The organism is Pseudomonas sp. GL_090 (genome assembly GCF_057837765.1).
In genome coordinates, this window is record NZ_CM174452.1 from 1711972 (window position 1) to 1730296 (window position 18325).

Genomic DNA, 18325 nt, shown 5'->3' on the forward strand with positions numbered 1-18325 from the left:
GGCAAACGAGAATAATGAGCGATTGAGAGCGCGATGAACCGATATGGTTCACCGCGTGGGGGCAAATGCGAGTAGAAAGTTACGGCAGGACTTGCTTGAACGGCTTGACCAGAACGTTGGCGTAGACGCCCGCGGCGATGTACGGATCGGCGTCGGCCCAGGCCTGGGCGGCGCTCAGGGAGTCGAATTCGGCGACGATCAGACTGCCGGTGAAACCCGCCGCGCCCGGATCATTGCTGTCGATTGCCGGGTGCGGGCCGGCCAATACGATGCGACCTTCGCCCTTGAGCACTTGCAGGCGCTCCAGGTGTGCAGGCCGGGCGGCCAGGCGGGCTTCCAGGGAGTTGGCGACGTCTGTGGCAATGATTGCGTAAAGCATGTCAGTCCTCGGTTTTTGGCGTTGTGGTGTCGGCATCGTGCAGATGGCGGGACAGGTAGATGCCCTGGCCGACCAGGAACAGCAAAGTCATGCCCAGGCTGCCGAAGACCTTGAAGTCGACCCAGTAGCTCTGGAAGGTGAACGCGACAAACAGGTTGGCGGCACCGCAAAACAGGAAGAAGGCGATCCAGGCGATGTTCAGGCGTGTCCAGACCGGCTCCGGCAGGGTCAGCGCGTGGCCCATGATGCGTTTGATCAGCAGGCTGTCACCGACGAAGTGGCTGCCGATGAACGCCAGGGCGAACAGCCAGTTGACCACCGGGGCTTTCCATTTCAGGAACGTTTCGCTGTGGAACGCCAGCGTCAGGCTGCCGAACACCAGGCAGGCGATCAGGGTCAGCCACTGGCTCTTCTCCAGCTTGCGCTGCTTGACGAACAGTGTGCCGTAGACCACCAGGGAGCTGACGATCAGCATCGCGGTGGCGCTGTAAATACCGCCTACAGTGATCTGATGACCGGCGATGTCGACGACCCGTGGGTCGATTTTGAAGACGATGAAAAACAGCAGGAGCGGGATGAAATCGATGAATTGTTTCACAGTGGCAGCCAGAAGCAGGATGTGGCGGCATAATAACAAACATATGGGCGCGCGATAGCGCCAGCTGATTTGAGGTTACAAAGCCCTGTGAATGTTGATTTGCACTGCCATAGCACGGCCTCCGATGGCGCCCTGGCGCCTGCGGTTCTGGTGGCGCGGGCGTTCGAGAAAGGCGTGCGAGTCCTGGCCTTGACCGATCACGACACCCTCGAAGGCCTCGACGAGGCCCGGCACGCGGCTACCGCGCTGGGGATGCAACTGGTCAACGGCGTCGAATTGTCCTGCACCTGGGGCGGCGCAACCATTCATGTCCTGGGCTACGGTTTTGACGTGAACGCCGCGCCGTTGGTCGAGGCCATCGCCAGATTGCATGATGGCCGCTGGCTACGCTCCGAGGAAATCAGCCGCAAACTGGCGCTCAAAGGCATGCCGGGGGCGCTGGAGGGCGCCCGGGAGATCCAGCAGGAACTGGGCGACAGCGCAAACGCACCGGCCCGCCCGCATTTCGCCGACTGGATGGTGCGAGAAGGTTTCGTCAAGGACCGCGCCGAGGCGTTCCGCAAATGGCTGGGCGCCGGCAAGCTGGGCGACGTCAAGCAACACTGGCCGACCCTGGAGGAAACCGTCGAAACCCTGCGCGCGGCCAAGGCCTGGGTCAGCCTGGCACACCCATGGCACTATGAATTCACCCGCAGCAAGCGTCGTCGTCTGATTGCCGACTATATTCAAGCAGGGGGCCACGCCATCGAAGTGGTCAATGGTTACCAGCCTGCCGAGCAAGTGGGCAGCCTGGCCATTCTGGCCCGTGAGTTTGGTCTGCTGGTCAGTGCCGGCAGTGATTTTCATGGCCCAGGAGGCTGGTCGGAAATCGGTGAATACCGGCCACTCCCGGAGGATCTGCCACCGCTATGGTGTCGATTCAAACATGACCCAGTTATTGCCGCCGTCTGAACAGGTAGAGAATGTGAGTCAATTTTTCCAGATTCATCCGGAAAACCCGCAAGCGCGCCTGATCAAACAGGCAGTCGAAATCATCCGCAAGGGCGGGGTGGTGATTTATCCCACGGACTCTTCCTACGCCATAGGTTGCCAGATCGGCGACAAGGTGGCCGTGGAACGCGTTCGGCGCCTGCGACAGCTCGATGAAAAGCACAATTTCGCGCTGATCTGCAGCGACCTGTCGCAACTGGGCCTGTTCGCCAAGATCGACACCGGCACGTTCCGCATTCTCAAGGCTCATCTGCCGGGGCCGTATACCTTCATCCTCAACGCCACCCGCGAAGTGCCGCGGCTGTTGTTGCACCCGAAGAAACGCACCATCGGCCTGCGCGTGCCGAGCCACCCCATTGCCCTGGCGTTGCTGGCTGAACTGGGGGAGCCTTTGATGAGCGTGACCCTGATCATGCCAGGCGATGAAGATCCGTTGAGCGACCCGTACGAAATGCGCCAGTTGCTCGAACACCAGGTCGATCTGATCATCGACGGCGGTTTCGGCGGGATCAAGGCGTCCACCGTGATCAGCCTCGCCGACGGCGAGCCGGAAGTCATTCGCGTCGGTTGCGGCGACCCTGCGCCGTTCATGGTCGAGGCCTAGATGTCCGCAGTAGAACCCGTCGACAGTCAGGCCGGAGCTCAGCAGGAACTGCCCTTCGCCATGGTCTATGGCCAGGCGGTCATGGAAATGCCCCTGGACCTGTACATCCCGCCGGATGCCCTCGAGGTCTTTCTCGAGGCGTTCGAAGGCCCGCTCGACCTGCTGCTGTACCTGATCCGTAAACAGAACATCAACATCCTCGATATCCCGGTGGCGGAAATCACTCGCCAGTACATGGGCTACGTCGAGTTGATGCAGTCGGTACGCCTGGAGCTGGCCGCCGAGTACCTGGTAATGGCCGCGATGCTGGCCGAGATCAAGTCGCGGATGCTGCTGCCACGGGCCGAAACCGTCGAAGACGAAGAGGAAGACCCGCGCGCCGAACTGATCCGCCGCTTGCAGGAATACGAGCGCTTCAAGGCTGCAGCCGAAGGCATCGACGGCCTGAGTCGCGTTGGCCGTGATGTGGTGGTGCCCAAGCTTGACGCCCCGGAAGCCCGGGCGCGCAAGCTGCTGCCAGACGTGCGCTTGTCAGAGCTGCTGTTGTCCATGGCCGAGGTCTTGCGCCGTGGCGACATGTTCGAAAGCCATCAGGTCAGCCGCGAGGCACTGTCGACCCGCGAGCGCATGAGCGATGTGCTGGAACGCCTCAAAGGCGGCGGTTTCGTGCCGTTTGTCGAGCTGTTCACCGCTGAAGAAGGGCGCCTTGGGGTGGTGGTGACCTTCATGGCGATCCTTGAATTGGTCAAGGAGTCGCTGGTCGAGCTGGTGCAGAATGAGCCATTTGCCGCGATCCACGTGCGAGCCCGAGCCGAATAACGAGTCGAAACATGAACCTGACTGAACCCCGCGATCTGGCACCCCTGCTTGAAGCCTTTCTGTTGGCCTCGGGAAAGCCGCAATCTTTGGAAAGCCTGTTCGAACTCTTCGAGGAAGGCGAGCGGCCGGAACCGCAGGTCTTCAAGAAGGCCCTGACGATTCTCGCCAAGTCGTGCGATGGCCGCGCGTTTGAACTCAAGGAAGTGGCCTCGGGGTATCGCCTGCAGATTCGCGAGAAGTTTGCGCCGTGGGTCGGACGTCTGTGGGAAGAGCGCCCGCAGCGTTACTCCCGGGCCATGCTGGAAACCATGGCCCTGATCGCCTATCGCCAGCCGATCACCCGTGGCGAAATCGAAGACGTACGGGGCGTGGCGGTCAACAGCAACATCGTCAAGACCTTGATGGAGCGCGAGTGGATCCGCATCGTCGGCTACCGCGACGTGCCCGGCAAACCGGCGATGTTCGCCACCACCAAGGCGTTCCTCGATCACTTCAACCTGAAGAACCTCGATGACCTGCCGCCGCTGGCGGAACTGCGTGAGCTGGAACCGGATCCGGTGCTCGATTTCGACGACGCCCCCGTACCCGCCGGGCTGCAAGAGCTGGCCGACGCCAGCGCCGAGCCGGAAGAGCCGAAAGAAGAGACCAGTTTCCACACGCTGTTGCTGGAACTGGACAGCATGGAAGAGGGGATCAAGACCGATTTCGACGATTTGCTGCGTGATGGTGCGGCACCTGAGTTCGATCCGGAACAGTCGGTTATCGAACCAGAAATCGAAGCGGCACAGCCCGAGCCTGAGCCGGACGGCGAGCCAGAACCCGAAATCGAGCCGGAGCAGGACGACGACATCCTCGGCGTTGCCGAAGCCCGGGAAAAACTCCTGGCCGCCGTTGCCGCCCTCGAACAGCCGAAACCCGAGCCGGAACTGTCGGACGAAGAGGCCGAAGCCCGGGCCCTTGCCGAAGCCATCGAAGCAGAACGCCGCCAATTCGAAGACTGATACGATTCTCATGAACAATGGAGATTCACTGTGGGAGCGAGCCTGCTCGCGATGGCGGCAGGTCAGTCACTTCGATGTTGGATGTGCCACCGTCATCGCGAGCAGGCTCGCTCCCACAAGGTTTGTGTCCATAAGCAAGCTGTGTGTCACCGGCCAGCGGAAAAACAAATAACCTTGCCTTGATCAGCTAGTCTCTGATGCGCAAACGCCCTCATGCGCGTATGATTCGCGACCCTTCGGCGATCCCTTCGCCCAAGTACCCAGTTTTCAGACCACACCGGGAGGTGCCCAGATGAGTATCAAAGACCAGCAAGACGACCAGCCAATCGGCCCAGCAGGCGAAAAACTGCAGAAAGTCCTCGCCCGAATCGGCGTCGGCTCGCGCCGTGACGTGGAAGCCTGGATCAGCCACGGCCGCATCAAGGTCAACGGCAAAGACGCCACCCTTGGTCAGCGCGTCGACATGCACGACGCCATCACCATCGATGGCAAGGTGATCAAGCGCGAAGAGGCCGCCGAGTCGGTGCGCCGCGTGATCATGTACAACAAGCCGGACGGTGAGATCTGCACCCGTGTCGACCCTGAAGGTCGCCCAACGGTGTTCGACAAGATGCCGCGTCCTAAAGAGGGACGCTGGATCAACATCGGTCGCCTGGACATCAACACCACCGGTCTGCTGATGTTCACCACCGACGGTGAGCTGGCCAACCGCCTGATGCACCCTTCCTACGAAATGGACCGTGAATACGCGGTGCGTGTGCGTGGCGAAGTCGATGACGAGATGATCGAGCGTCTGAAGGCTGGCGTGGTCCTTGAAGATGGCCCGGCGAAGTTCACCGACATCAAGCAGGCGCCAGGCGGTGAAGGTTTCAACCACTGGTACCACTGCGTGGTGATGGAAGGCCGTAACCGCGAAGTTCGTCGCTTGTGGGAATCCCAGGGCCTGGTGGTCAGCCGTCTGAAGCGCGTGCGTTTCGGCCCGGTGTTCCTCAACTCCGACCTGCCGATGGGCCGCTGGCGCGAAATGAGCCAGTACGAAGTCGACATCCTGAGTGCCGAGGTCGGTTTGACGCCGGTCGCGATGCCGCAGATGAACGCCAAGAGCAAGGACAAGCTTGACCGGATGCAGCGCAAGTCGTCGCGTCCGATGGCCAAGACCGAGCGTGTGCGTACCCTGCGTCCAGCCACTGGTGCAGCTTCGGCACCTGCCGCGCCGCGTGCCAACCGCGAGCCACAGATCGAAGGCGAGCGTCCAGGGCGCAAGCCAGCTGCCCGTCAGGACGGCGAGCGCGGTCCGCGCACGCCACGTCCGGCCAATGGCCGTACCGAGCGTGGCGAAGGTCGTGGTACGCCGGTAGCCGATCGCCCGGCCGACACCAAGCGTCCGGCCAAGCCTGCGCCGAAGCGTCCGGGGATCAAACTGGTCGACGGCGACACGCCATCGGGCAAGCGCCGTGGCGCACCGGCCGGTTCCGGCCAGCGTCCTGGCTTTGGTCGTCGCAAGCCGGAATAATCGGCTGAGCGCTTCATGAAAAACGCCAACCTTCGGGTTGGCGTTTTTTTTGGGCCTGGCTTTATGTCTGTGTTGTTTTTGAGGCCGCCTTCGCGAGCAGGCTCGCTCCCACAAGGGATCGCATTTCTGCAAAACAAGCCGCTCTCCTGTGGGAGCGAGCCTGCTCGCGATAGCGCCAGTTGCCGCACCGGGATGCCCGAAGTGGAAAGCCAAAATTACGCACTGTAAAGAATTCATGACGAAATCAGCAGGTTAACCCCGTGAAATCGCCATTCCCCGAATACTGTAAGAAAACGCTTACGCATCAGCGTCTTCCTTCCTCCTTCCAGCGCTCTATCCCGCTTGTTTCACTGCTCCATGCAGGGTGTTATGCGCGCCATGCCTGTCGTGCAGGTGCATAACAAAAAGGAGGCGCAATGAACGCCGTATTCCATCTCCATCTCTCTGCGAGGGGCGGTTTTCCTGCCTTTCCCGTCGATGATCCGCAAGGGTCTGACCCATTTTTTGCAGCCGCCCGAGCTTCTCGGGGCGGACACAGGCAATCCCGGCCATAGACGCGCTTGTCCAGCGGGTCTGGCAGCAGGGGGTTACGGGTGTACAATGCGCCGCGTTTTACCTGTGACCTCCTGCGCATCTGCGCAAACCTCAAGGCTATCCGCCTTGTTCACTCCGTCGCGTCACGAGCGTGTCGGGTTCGATTTCGTCACAGATAAAAACAAACAGGTGACGCATGACCGTTGTAAATACGCTGAACTCCTGGTGCCTGCGCTGGGGTTTGATCGGTGCCGCTTAACGCCTTTCTTGAGCAGCAACGTCTACTGAACATCATCAAACCTTGCGTGAGACCCTTTTCATGAGTGGACAAAACCCGCAATCAGGCGAGCTGAAACGCGGCCTGAAAAATCGCCATATTCAACTGATCGCCCTCGGTGGCGCGATCGGTACCGGCTTGTTCCTCGGCTCGGCCGGGGTACTGAAATCCGCCGGCCCGTCGATGATCCTCGGCTACGCCATCTGCGGCTTCATCGCTTTCATGATCATGCGCCAACTGGGCGAAATGATCGTCGAAGATCCGGTGGCCGGTTCCTTCAGCCACTTCGCCCACAAGTACTGGGGCGGCTTTGCCGGCTTCCTGTCGGGCTGGAACTGCTGGATCCTGTACATTCTGGTGGGCATGTCCGAGCTGACCGCGGTCGGCAAATACATCCACTACTGGGCGCCGGACATCCCGACCTGGGTCTCCGCAGCGGCCTTCTTCGTGCTGATCAACGCCATCAACCTGGCCAACGTCAAAGTCTTTGGCGAGGCCGAGTTCTGGTTCGCGATCATCAAGGTCGTGGCGATCGTCGGCATGATCGCCCTGGGCAGCTACCTGCTGGTCAGTGGCAATGGCGGCCCGCAAGCAGCGGTCAGCAACCTGTGGTCCCACGGCGGCTTCTTCCCGAACGGCGTCAGCGGTCTGGTGATGGCCATGGCTTTCATCATGTTTTCCTTCGGTGGCCTGGAAATGCTCGGTTTCACCGCAGCCGAGGCTGACAAGCCGAAAACCGTGATCCCGAAAGCCATCAACCAGGTGATCTACCGGATCCTGATTTTCTACATCGGTGCCCTGGTCATCCTGCTGTCGTTGACGCCGTGGGACAGCCTGCTGACCACCCTGAACGCCTCCGGTGATTCCTACAGCGGCAGCCCGTTCGTGCAAGTGTTCTCGATGCTGGGCAGCAACACCGCCGCGCACATCCTCAACTTCGTGGTCCTGACCGCGGCGCTATCGGTGTATAACAGCGGCACCTACTGCAACAGCCGCATGCTGCTGGGCATGGCCGAGCAGGGCGACGCGCCGAAGGGCCTGGCGAAAATCGACAAGCGTGGCGTGCCGGTGCGTTCGATCCTGGCCTCGGCCGCCGTGACCCTGATCGCGGTACTGCTGAACTACCTGATCCCGCAAAACGCGCTGGAACTGCTGATGTCGCTGGTGGTGGCCACCCTGGTGATCAACTGGGCGATGATCAGCTACTCGCACTTCAAGTTCCGCCAGCACATGAACAAGACCAAACAGACGCCACTGTTCAAGGCCCTGTGGTACCCGTACGGCAACTACATCTGCCTGGCGTTCGTGGTGTTTGTTCTTGGTGTGATGCTGTTGATTCCGGGGATTCAGACTTCGGTGTATGCGATTCCGGTGTGGCTCGTGTTCATGTGGGTCTGCTACGGCATCAAGAACAAGCGCAGTACGCAACACGCATTGCAGGCTGCAGTGAAGTAACTCAGTCGTAGAAACAACAAACCCGGCCGAGTGCCGGGTTTGTTGTTTCAGGGCATACCAACATTTCCCTGTGGGAGCCAGCCTGCTGGCGATTGCGGTGTGACAGGTTAGTCGATGTTGACTGACACGGCCCTATCGCGAGCAGGCTCGCTCCCACAAGGGATTTGTGGCGTGCTGAAGATCTGATCGCGGTATCCTGCACGCTCTGAATACGGACGCTTTTCCATGCTGGTGATTTCCAACAACGTGCAGCTGCCGGATGCCGAGATCGAGTTGACGGCCATTCGCGCCCAGGGTGCCGGTGGGCAGAACGTCAACAAGGTCTCCAGTGCCGTGCACCTGCGCTTCGACATACCTGCGTCGTCCTTGCCCGAGTTCTACAAGGAACGGCTGCTGGCGCTGCGCGACAGCCGCATCACCAGCGACGGTGTGTTGATCATCAAGGCCCAGCAGTACCGGACGCAGGAGCAGAACCGCGCCGATGCGCTGTTGCGCCTGACCGAGTTGATCCAGAGTGCCACCAAGGTCGAGAAAAAGCGCCGCCCGACCAAGCCGACCCTCGGCTCGAAGACCCGTCGCCTCGAATCCAAATCCAAGCGCGGCAACATCAAGGCCGGGCGCGGCAAGGTCGATTTCTAGCGAGCGTCCCGCGCTTCGCGTTGCTTCGGTGCCTGCCGGTACAGGTAAAGGCTCAACATCAAACCGCTGAGGGCAGCGAGGGCGGCGAACAGGAAGATCGATGCAAAACCAAATCCTGCCGCAATCGCACCGGCCAATGGCCCGGTAATCCCCAACGACAAGTCGATGAACAGCGAATAGGCGCCGACGGCTGCGCCACGGCTGGAAGCCGGGACCAGATTGACCGCCTCCACCCCCAGTGCCGGAAACACCAGGGAAAAGCCGAAGCCGCTCAGCGCCGCACCCGCCAGTGCCCAATGGGCATCCGGCGCCAGCCACAGCAACAGCAATCCCAGGGTTTCCACCGACAGGCAGGCAATGGCCACGCGAAAGCCGCCGAGGCGATTGATCAGGTTGCCGAACAGCAAGCGCGCGCCAATGAAACTGGCGCCGAACAGGCTCAGGCACAGCACCGCGTTGTCCCAGTGTTGCGTGGCGTAATACAGGGTGATGAAGGTGGCGATGGTGCCAAAACCGATGGAGCCCAGGGCCAGGCCGCAGCCGTGGGGGAAGACTCGCCCCAGCACGTGCATGAACGGCAGACGCTCACCGGTAACGATCGGCGCGGCGGTTTTCGGCCAGGCCAGCAGCAGGCCGAGCACAGCCAGCAAAACAATGCTCACCCCCATGCTCCACAAGCCCAGTTGATGGACGAGCAATACGCCCAGGGGCGCGCCGACAGCCAGTGCGCCATAGCTGGCGATACCGTTCCAGGAGATGACCTTGGCCGTGTTCGCCGCGCCGACCCGGCCAATGCCCCAGCCAATCGAGCCCGAGCCCACCAGGCTTTCGGCGCTGCCGAGCACCAGGCGGCCGATCAACAGGCTGATCAGGCTCAAGGTCGGCAGGCTCTGGGTCCAGGCGGAGATCAGCATGAACACACCGCTCAATCCACAACCGGCCAGGCCATACATCACAGCCAGCTTGCTACCCTTGTTGTCGATGATCTTCCCGGCATAGGGGCGGCTGAGCAGGGTGGCCAGGTATTGCACGCTGATCACCAGACCCGCGATGACTGCGCCGAAGCCCAGGTCGCTGTGGACGTAACCGGGCAATACGGCCAGGGGGATGCCGATGTTCAGGTAGCCGATGAAGGTGAAAAGGACGATGGAGACAACTTGCAGCGTGACCGCCAGGGGGCGCTGGTTTTCGGGCATGGGTAAAGGTCCACGGTAAAGCAGGATAGATAGGCTGCTTATGATAGCGGTGTGGACGGTCACAGGTTGTGAAAAAGTAAAACTATTTGCCGGGTGGCGTCATTCAGGTTTGGCGGGAGCGACCAGTTGCGTGGTGACCAGGGCGGCCAGCGCATTTTCCTGGGTGCCGAAGCGGGCGAGCAAGGCGGCTTGTTTCTCGGGGGGGAGGCGATTCCAGATCCCGATCATTTTCTCGGCGGTGCCGATCAGGACGCTGGCCTGCGCTTCACTGAATTCATCGGTCATGGTCAGGCTCGTTTCAGGCAGTGTGGAAAGCGCATGGTAGCGCTTTCCACACAGTCTGTGCGGCGGGTATTTCAGTCTTCTCTGTCAGCCTGGCGGCTGTCAGTGGCTTCTTTCGGCTGGGGCTGTTGGGCTCCGGCTTGCTGCGTGGTCGTCTGCTCAGGTTCGTGCAGGCTTGGGAAGGGGAGATTAGGAATCTCGTGCATGGTTGCGCTCCTCGCTAAGTCTGTTGATAGATCTGGTAGATCCGCGCTTTTAAAAAAGCCTGGGCAGGATACAGCAGTAAAAATGACAAACGGACGTTTATATCCATTTGTTTCGACGGATGGGGTTGTATAGACAGATCGGTAACACTGGCGCAGAAATAATTGTAGGAGTGAGCCTGCTCGCGATAGCGGAGTGTCAGTCAACATCAATGTTGAATGACACTCCGCTATCGCGAGCAGGCTCGCTCCTACAGGGGGATTTGCAGTGTTTGAAGGTTATTTGCAGACCTTCGCAATCGCCTCGGCCAGCAGATCCAGACGCGTGGCATCAATCCCCGCCACGTTGGCCCGGCCCGAGCTGACCATGTACACGCTGTGATGATCGCGCAGGTTGTTCACTTGCGCAGGCGACAAGCCGGTGTAGGAGAACATCCCGCGTTGCATGCCGATATGAGCAAAACGCTCGCGCAAACCATGAGGTTCCAGCGCTTCCACCAGACCGCTGCGCAGTTGGGCGATACGCAGGCGCATGGCTTCCACTTCGTCAGCCCAGAGATTTTTCAACTCCGGGTCACCGAGGATGGTCGCGACCACGGCCGCACCGTGATCCGGCGGCGTCGACCACAGGTTGCGGGCGATGTTGGCCAGCTGGCTGCGGATGTCGACGAGCTTGTCGGCGGTTTTCGCGCAGACAATCAGGGCGCCGGTGCGGTCGCGGTACAGGCCGAAGTTCTTCGAGCAGGAGCTGGTGATCAACAGCTCCGGCAACTCGGCGGCGAACAGCCGGGTCGACCAGGCATCCTGTTCCAGGCCATCGCCGAATCCTTGATACGCGAAGTCGATCAGCGGCAGCAGTTCGCGCTTGCGCACCACCTCCAGCACCCGCTGCCAGTCATCCCGGGACAGGTCGAAACCGGTCGGGTTGTGGCAACAGGCGTGCAGCAACACCACGTCGCCCTTGGGCGCTTCATTGAGCGCCGCGAGCATTCCTTCAATGTCGAGACGGTTGTCGCTGCCCACGTACGGGTAGTGGCTGACCTTGACCTTGGCCGCCGCGAAAATCGTTTCGTGGATCGGCCAGGTCGGGTTGCTCAACCACACGCCGCGCCCCGGCAGGCACTGCGCGATGAAGTCCGCGCTCAGGCGCAAAGCCCCGGTGCCGCCCGGCGTCTGGGTGGCGCCGGCGCGTTGTGCACTGATCAGCTTCGAGTCGGCGCCCAGCACCAGCTCATTGATGGCCTTGCCGAACGCCGGCTCGCCGTGACCGCCGATGTAGGTCTTGGTGGACTGGCGATCCACCAGGCGCTGCTCGGCAAGTTTCACCGACTCAAGAATCGGCGTCAGGCCCTGGGCGTCCTTGTAGACACCCACGCCCAGATCGAACTTGCGCGGGTTCGGGTCCTGCGCGTAGGCCTCCATCAGGCCCAGGATCGGGTCGCCAGGCACTCGACCGATGGCGTCGAAATGCATTACTTGCGCCCCTCTGCGTCCTTCGCAACGATGTCCGTGCGCGCGGCCATGATGAAGTCGTTGCGGTGCAGGCCCTTGATCGAGTGGCTCCACCAGGTCACGGTCACTTTGCCCCACTCGGTCAGCAGGCCCGGGTGGTGGCCTTCGGCCTCGGAGATTTCGCCGACGGCGTTGGTGAACGCCAGGGCGTGCTTGAAGTTCTTGAACAGGAAGACCTTTTCCAGCTGCATGATGCTGTCACGTACTTCGATGTTCCAGTCCGGGATCTGCTTGATCAGGATCGGCAATTCTTCGTCGCTGACTTGTGGAGCGTCGGCGCGGCAGGCTTCGCAATGGGCTTGAGTTAATGCGGTCATGATGAATTCCTGAAATCGAATGTGGGGAAATCGGCCCTCAGTGCTACCACGCTAATCCAAAGCGATGGTTTCTGACAGGCTCACTTGATTCTAAAAGCGGCGGATCACGCGGCCTTTGGTTTTGGCGGAAACTTCGGTGTGTGCAGACCCATCTGCATCGCTTGCTTGACCATGCCCATGATGTCTTCGTGGGCGAGGTCGAACAGGCGCTTGAGATTTGGCAATGCGAAGTACAGTGGTTGCAAGATGTCGATGCGGTAAGGCGTGCGCATGCATTCCAGCGGATCGAACGGCTGATGCTCAGGCTCGTCCGACAGGCAATACACGGTCTCTTTCGGTGAAGACAGAATGCCGCCGCCGTAGATGCGTTGGCCTTGCGGGGTGTCGACCAGGCCGAACTCGATGGTCATCCAGTACAGCCGCGCCAGGTACACGCGTTCTTCCTTGGACGCCTTGAGGCCGAGTTTGCCGTAGGTATGGGTGAATTCGGCGAACCACGGGTTGGTCAGCAGCGGGCAGTGACCGAAGATCTCGTGGAAAATGTCCGGCTCTTGCAGGTAGTCCAGTTCTTCGCGGGTACGAATGAAAGTCGCCACCGGAAACTGCTTGCTGGCGAGCAATTCGAAAAAGGTCTGGAAGGGAATCAATGCTGGAACCCGGGCAACCTGCCAGCCGGTGGTTTCACCGAGGACCTTGTTGATTTCGCCGAGTTGAGGAATGCGGTCGTGGGGCAGACCGAGTTTTTCGATACCGTCCAGGTATTCCTGGCACGCACGCCCTTCGATCACTTTCAGTTGACGGGTGATCAGCGTGTTCCACACCGCGTGTTCTTCGGCGGGGTAGTCGATAAAACCTTGCGCATCGGGCTCGCGAGCCACGTATTGCGTCTGCTTCATGCTGCTCTCCTGCTAGGGGATTTCGTTCTTGTTATGTACTGCTATGGACCTAGAAATACCCCATCAATTGCAGCGTTGCAGCAGGTGCCCGGCGTGATACGTAGGAAAATCCCTCGATATTCGTAAAGTTTTCGTTACGAGTTGGCCGCGATCGTGCAGCTATTGAGATTTCCCGGTTTGAAAAACGCTTTGCCTGTCACATAATCTTGACGACTATCTGAGTGCCTCGACAGAAAAATGCGATCGAGCGCACCGCAATACCCTGTGGGAGTGGCGGTGCGACGATTCGACTTGCTCGCGAAAGCGCCGGCATGTCCAACATTGATGTATCAGACAGGCCGCCTTCGCGAGCAAGCCCGCTCCCACAGTTCATGCGCCAGGCATCAACCTCAATCACTGCTTTTTCAGGTCTTTTTTATGCGTATCAAAGTCCACTGCCAGAACCGCATCGGCATCCTGCGCGACATTCTCAACCTGTTGGTGGAGTACGGGATCAACGTGGCCCGCGGTGAGGTGGGCGGTGAGCACGGCAACGCCATCTACCTGCATTGCCCGAACCTGATCAACATTCAGTTCCAGGCCCTGCGTCCGAAATTCGAAGCAATCGCCGGGGTCTTTGGCGTCAAGCGTGTAGGGCTGATGCCCAGCGAGCGTCGGCACATGGAACTCAATGCACTGCTCGGCGCGCTGGAGTTTCCGGTGCTGTCGATCGACATGGGCGGCTCGATCGTCGCCGCCAACCGGGCGGCGGCGCAGTTGCTCGGGGTGCGGGTCGACGAGGTGCCGGGGATTCCCCTGTCGCGCTACGCCGAGGATTTCGATTTGCCGGAACTGGTGCGCGCCAACAAGTCGCGGATCAACGGGCTGCGGGTCAAGGTCAAGGGGGATGTGTTCCTGGCCGACATCGCGCCGCTGCAATCGGAGCACGACGACAGCGAAGCCATGGCCGGTGCGGTACTGACGCTGCACCGCGCCGACCGGGTGGGCGAGCGCATCTACAACGTGCGCAAGCAGGAATTGCGTGGCTTCGACAGCATCTTCCAAAGTTCGAAAGTCATGGCCGCCGTGGTGCGCGAAGCGCGGCGCATGGCGCCACTGGATGCGCCGCTATTGATAGAAGGCGAAACCGGGACTGGCAAAGAGTTGCTGGCGCGAGCTTGCCATCTGGCCAGCCCGCGTGGGCAGTCGCCGTTGATGGCGCTCAATTGTGCCGGTCTGCCGGAATCGATGGCCGAGACCGAGTTGTTCGGTTACGGCCCGGGTGCTTTCGAAGGGGCAAGAGCCGAAGGCAAGCTCGGGCTGCTGGAACTGACGGCGGGCGGCACGCTGTTTCTCGATGGCGTCGGGGAAATGAGTCCGCGCTTGCAGGTGAAATTGCTGCGCTTTTTGCAGGACGGTTGCTTCCGTCGCGTAGGCAGTGATGAGGAAGTCTACCTCGACGTGCGAGTGATCTGCGCGACCCAGGTCGACCTGTCCGAATTGTGCGCTCGCGGCGAGTTTCGCCAGGACCTTTATCACCGCTTGAATGTGTTGTCGCTGCACATCCCGCCGTTGCGCGAATGCCTCGACGGTTTGACGCCGTTGGTGGAGCACTTCCTCGATCAGGCCAGCCGGCAGATCGGTTGCCCGCTGCCGAAACTGGCCCCGGCGGCCATGGAGCGGCTCAGTCATTACCATTGGCCGGGCAACGTGCGGCAGTTGGAAAACGTGCTGTTCCAGGCCGTTTCCCTGTGTGACGGCGGGACCGTCAAGGCCGAGCACATTCGTTTGCCGGACTATGGCGTGCGTCAGCCCCTGGGTGATTTTTCGCTGGAAGGAGGGCTGGACGAGATCGTCGGGCGTTTCGAGAAGGCGGTGCTGGAGCGGCTGTATTCGGAGCATGCCAGCAGCCGATTGCTCGGCAAGCGACTGGGTGTTTCCCATACAACGATTGCCAACAAGTTGCGTGAATATGAAATAGGCAAACTGGAGCGTTAATGACTCGACCAGACAAGAATTATTATCGGATGTAAATATTTATCCAGCGCTTCAAGTTTGCATTTAAAACGCTAAAACCTCTGCTATTGACCTGAATCATGGAACTTACAGAGGAAGCCATCTAGGCTCTTCTCAAAGTTTGGCAGGAGCGCTGACCATGCCATCAATGGATGACTCCACCCGGCGAGTTCGCAAAGAAACTCGCCTGTTCTATTTCCTGATCATTGTTCTGTTTCCACTGTTATCAGTGGCGATAGTCGGTGGTTACGGTTTTTTTGTGTGGTTTCTGCAAATGCTCCTCGGTCCGCCAGGGCCTCCCAACTGATCGACATTCATCGCTAATTCAGCAGGGAGTACGGGTCGTGGAAAAGACGCTGCACATTGCCAGCCTGGTAGTACATGCCCGTCCTGCCTTGTTCGAGGCGGTGAAAGCCAATCTGCGTTTGCTCACGGGCGTTGAGCTTCATCAGGAAAGCCCCGCCGGCAAATTGGTGGTTGTGCTGGAAACCGAGCATGAAAGCCAGATTCTTCAGCGAATCGATCAGATCAATCGCTTGCCGGGTGTGCTCAATGCCGCTCTGGTTTATCACGAGATTCTCGATGTGACGGGAGAAAGCACATGCCTATGACTCGGCGAGAGTTTGTCAAAGCCCAGGCTGCCGGAATCGCGGCAGCGGCTGCGGGTCTCCCGGTGTTTACCTCGGCCAGCAACCTGATTACCGAACAGGACATGGTTTCCCTGAACTGGAACAAGGCGCCCTGTCGTTTTTGCGGTACCGGTTGCAGCGTCATGGTGGCGACCAAGGACAACCGCGTAGTTGCAACTCACGGCGATGTAAAAGCCGAGGTCAATCGCGGGTTGAACTGCGTCAAAGGCTACTTTTTATCCAAGATCATGTACGGCGTTGATCGGCTGACTCAGCCGCTGTTGCGCATGACCAATGGGCAATATGACAAACAGGGCGAATTTCACCCGGTGTCCTGGAAACAGGCATTCGATGTGATGGAGTTGAAGTACAAGGAGGCGCTGAAGAACAAGGGCGGGGAATCCATCGCCATGTTCGGTTCCGGCCAGTGGACGATCTGGGAAGGGTACGCGGCCAACAAATTGATGAAGGCGGGATTCCGCTCGAACAACATCGACCCCAATGCACGCCATTGCATGGCCTCGGCGGTCATGGGATTCATGCGCACGTTCGGTATCGATGAGCCGATGGGCTGTTATGACGATATCGAAGTCACCGATGCATTCGTCCTGTGGGGTTCAAACATGGCGGAAATGCACCCGATTCTCTGGAGTCGGGTGACTGATCGTCGTTTAAGCCAGCCGAATGTGAAAGTGGCCGTGCTCTCTACGTTCGAACATCGCAGTTTTGAACTGGCCGACATTCCGATGGTGTTCAAGCCGCAGACTGACTTGCTGATTCTCAACTACATCGCCAATCACATCATTGAAAGCGGCTCGGTCAACAAAGACTTTGTCAGCAAGCACACCAAATTCGCCAAAGGCACCGATGACATCGGCTACGGTTTGCGTGCCGATAATCCGCTGGAGATGAAGGCCAAAAATGCCGACAAAGCGAACACCTGGACCGACATCGACTTCGAGCAATTCGCTGCTTTCGTAAAACCCTACACCCTGGAACGCACCGCGAAGGAAACCGGGGTGCCAGCCGAGCGCCTCAAAGCACTGGCCGAACTGTATGCCGACCCCAAGCGCAAGGTGGTTTCGTTCTGGACCATGGGTTTCAACCAGCACACCCGGGGCGTGTGGGCCAACAACCTGATCTACAACATCCACCTGCTGACCGGAAAAATCAGCGAGCCGGGCAACAGTCCGTTCTCCCTGACGGGCCAGCCTTCGGCCTGCGGAACGGCGCGGGAAGTGGGCACGTTCTCCCATCGTCTGCCGGCCGATCTGGTGGTGACCAATCCGAAGCATCGCGCCACGGCGGAAAAAATCTGGAAACTGCCGGCGGGCACCATCAAGGAAAAGGTCGGGTTCCATGCCGTGCAGCAGAGCCGCATGCTCAAGGACGGCGTGCTCAATGTGTATTGGACGATGGCCAGCAACAACATGCAGGCCGGGCCCAACATCATGCAGGAAGTGTTGCCGGGTTGGCGCAATCCCGAGAACTTCGTGGTGGTGTCGGATGTGTATCCCACCGTCTCGGCGCAGGCGGCGGATCTGATTTTGCCCACGGCCATGTGGGTCGAGAAAGAGGGCGCTTACGGCAATGCGGAGCGACGTACGCAGTTCTGGCACCAACTGGTTTCGGCGCCGGGTGACGCCAAGTCGGACCTCTGGCAACTGGTCGAATTTTCCAAGCGCTTTAAAACCGACGAAGTCTGGCCGGCGCAATTGTTGGAGAGTTCACCGCAGTACAAGGGCAAGACCCTGTATGAGGTGTTGTTCAAGAATGGCCAGGTCGATCAGTTCCCGGCTGAGCAACTGGCTGAGGGCTATCAGAACGACGAGGCCCGGGATTTCGGTTTCTACCTGCAAAAAGGCTTGTTCGAAGAATATGCCCAGTTCGGCCGGGGGCATGGACATGACCTGGCGCCCTTTGATCGTTATCACTCCGAACGCGGCTTGCGCTGGCCCGTCGTCGAAGGCAAGGAAACGCTGTGGCGCTTCCGCGAAGGTTACGACCCCTATGTCGAGAAGGGCAGTGGTGTGCAGTTCTATGGCTACCCCGACAAGAAGGCAATCATCTTCGCGCTCCCCTACGAGCCACCTGCGGAAGCCCCGGACGCGGACTTCCCGTTCTGGTTGAGCACCGGGCGGGTGCTTGAACACTGGCACACCGGGACCATGACCCAACGTGTCGAAGAACTCTATAAAGCGGTCCCCGATGCGCTGGTCTACATGCATCCGGCCGACGCCAAGGCCTTGAATGCCAGGCGTGGCAGCGAAGTGAAGCTGATCAGCCGGCGTGGCGAAATGCGCGCCCGAATTGAAACCCGTGGACGCAACAAACCGCCTCAAGGCCTGGTGTTCGTGCCGTTTTTCGATGCCAACAGGCTGATCAACAAAGTCACGCTCGATGCAACGGACCCCATCTCCAAGCAGACCGATTACAAAAAATGCGCGATCAGGATTGAGTTGATCAAGACGGCATAAGGAGCGCTT

General features: G+C 59.8%; 19 protein-coding genes. 11 read left to right on the forward strand and 8 right to left on the reverse strand.

The window, feature by feature from the left end:
- Positions 1-79: 79 nt before the first annotated feature.
- Complete coding sequence (locus AC3ITA_RS07525) at positions 80-379, reverse strand: YciI family protein (RefSeq protein WP_057715934.1); 300 nt, start codon at positions 377-379, stop codon at positions 80-82.
- 1 nt (position 380) lies between these two features.
- Positions 381-977 (reverse strand): septation protein A, encoded by a 597-nt coding sequence (locus AC3ITA_RS07530; RefSeq protein WP_095945476.1) that lies wholly within the window; start codon positions 975-977, stop codon positions 381-383.
- Positions 978-1064: 87 nt separating this feature from the next.
- On the opposite strand from AC3ITA_RS07530, the gene AC3ITA_RS07535 reads away from it, so the two are divergent.
- The 7 genes from AC3ITA_RS07535 (at position 1065) to arfB (ending at position 8809) form a co-directional block, all read left to right on the forward strand.
- Complete coding sequence (locus AC3ITA_RS07535; RefSeq protein WP_095945475.1) at positions 1065-1928, forward strand: PHP domain-containing protein; 864 nt, start codon at positions 1065-1067, stop codon at positions 1926-1928.
- 13 nt (positions 1929-1941) lie between these two features.
- Positions 1942-2571 (forward strand): L-threonylcarbamoyladenylate synthase, encoded by a 630-nt coding sequence (locus tag AC3ITA_RS07540; protein ID WP_095945494.1) that lies wholly within the window; start codon positions 1942-1944, stop codon positions 2569-2571.
- A complete protein-coding gene (locus tag AC3ITA_RS07545) occupies positions 2572-3390 on the forward strand; it encodes a segregation and condensation protein A (RefSeq protein WP_007984128.1) in 819 nt (272 codons plus the stop codon). It abuts the gene before it with no gap.
- Positions 3391-3401: 11 nt separating this feature from the next.
- Positions 3402-4391 (forward strand): SMC-Scp complex subunit ScpB, encoded by a 990-nt coding sequence (gene scpB, locus AC3ITA_RS07550; protein WP_095945474.1) that lies wholly within the window; start codon positions 3402-3404, stop codon positions 4389-4391.
- A 292-nt stretch (positions 4392-4683) separates the two neighbouring features.
- Positions 4684-5904, forward strand: coding sequence for a 23S rRNA pseudouridine(2605) synthase RluB (rluB, locus tag AC3ITA_RS07555; protein WP_095945473.1), 1221 nt, complete (start codon positions 4684-4686; stop codon positions 5902-5904).
- An 853-nt stretch (positions 5905-6757) separates the two neighbouring features.
- The gene (locus AC3ITA_RS07560; protein WP_095945472.1) at positions 6758-8170 is read left to right on the forward strand and encodes an amino acid permease; all 1413 of its coding nucleotides are present in this window, start codon (positions 6758-6760) and stop codon (positions 8168-8170) included.
- 225 nt (positions 8171-8395) lie between these two features.
- Positions 8396-8809 carry an alternative ribosome rescue aminoacyl-tRNA hydrolase ArfB gene (arfB, locus tag AC3ITA_RS07565; protein WP_056721500.1) on the forward strand — a complete coding sequence of 138 codons (414 nt, stop codon included), beginning with the start codon at positions 8396-8398 and terminating at the stop codon, positions 8807-8809.
- Here the strand turns inward: arfB and AC3ITA_RS07570 are convergent.
- The 6 genes from AC3ITA_RS07570 to phhA all read right to left on the reverse strand — a co-directional run bounded on the left by AC3ITA_RS07570 (position 8806) and on the right by phhA (position 13215).
- A complete protein-coding gene (locus tag AC3ITA_RS07570; protein WP_095945471.1) occupies positions 8806-10005 on the reverse strand; it encodes an MFS transporter in 1200 nt (399 codons plus the stop codon). The two genes, arfB and AC3ITA_RS07570, sit on opposite strands and share 4 nt — an antisense overlap.
- 99 nt (positions 10006-10104) lie before the next feature.
- Complete coding sequence (locus tag AC3ITA_RS07575; protein WP_095945470.1) at positions 10105-10290, reverse strand: hypothetical protein; 186 nt, start codon at positions 10288-10290, stop codon at positions 10105-10107.
- 71 nt (positions 10291-10361) lie between these two features.
- The gene (locus AC3ITA_RS07580; RefSeq protein WP_256589141.1) at positions 10362-10493 is read right to left on the reverse strand and encodes a hypothetical protein; all 132 of its coding nucleotides are present in this window, start codon (positions 10491-10493) and stop codon (positions 10362-10364) included.
- 276 nt (positions 10494-10769) lie between these two features.
- Positions 10770-11963, reverse strand: coding sequence for an amino acid aminotransferase (locus AC3ITA_RS07585; RefSeq protein ID WP_489279911.1), 1194 nt, complete (start codon positions 11961-11963; stop codon positions 10770-10772).
- A complete protein-coding gene (locus AC3ITA_RS07590) occupies positions 11963-12319 on the reverse strand; it encodes a 4a-hydroxytetrahydrobiopterin dehydratase (protein WP_095945468.1) in 357 nt (118 codons plus the stop codon). Before AC3ITA_RS07590 ends, AC3ITA_RS07585 begins: the two co-directional genes overlap by 1 nt.
- A 104-nt stretch (positions 12320-12423) precedes the next feature.
- Positions 12424-13215, reverse strand: coding sequence for a phenylalanine 4-monooxygenase (gene phhA / locus AC3ITA_RS07595; protein WP_489279912.1), 792 nt, complete (start codon positions 13213-13215; stop codon positions 12424-12426).
- Positions 13216-13632: 417 nt separating this feature from the next.
- On the opposite strand from phhA, the gene AC3ITA_RS07600 reads away from it, so the two are divergent.
- From AC3ITA_RS07600 to napA, 4 genes are all read left to right on the forward strand, one after another.
- Positions 13633-15192: a sigma-54-dependent transcriptional regulator gene (locus tag AC3ITA_RS07600; RefSeq protein WP_095945466.1), complete on the forward strand. Its 1560-nt coding sequence runs from the start codon at positions 13633-13635 to the stop codon at positions 15190-15192.
- Between the two features lie 157 nt (positions 15193-15349).
- On the forward strand, positions 15350-15517 hold the full coding sequence (locus tag AC3ITA_RS07605; protein WP_095945465.1) for a periplasmic nitrate reductase, NapE protein: 168 nt from the start codon (positions 15350-15352) through the stop codon (positions 15515-15517).
- Positions 15518-15554: 37 nt separating this feature from the next.
- Entirely contained in the window at positions 15555-15821 is a 267-nt protein-coding gene (locus tag AC3ITA_RS07610; RefSeq protein ID WP_414929280.1) for a chaperone NapD, read from the forward strand.
- Positions 15812-18316 (forward strand): nitrate reductase catalytic subunit NapA, encoded by a 2505-nt coding sequence (gene napA, locus AC3ITA_RS07615; protein ID WP_150673931.1) that lies wholly within the window; start codon positions 15812-15814, stop codon positions 18314-18316. Before AC3ITA_RS07610 ends, napA begins: the two co-directional genes overlap by 10 nt.
- Positions 18317-18325 lie beyond the last annotated feature (9 nt).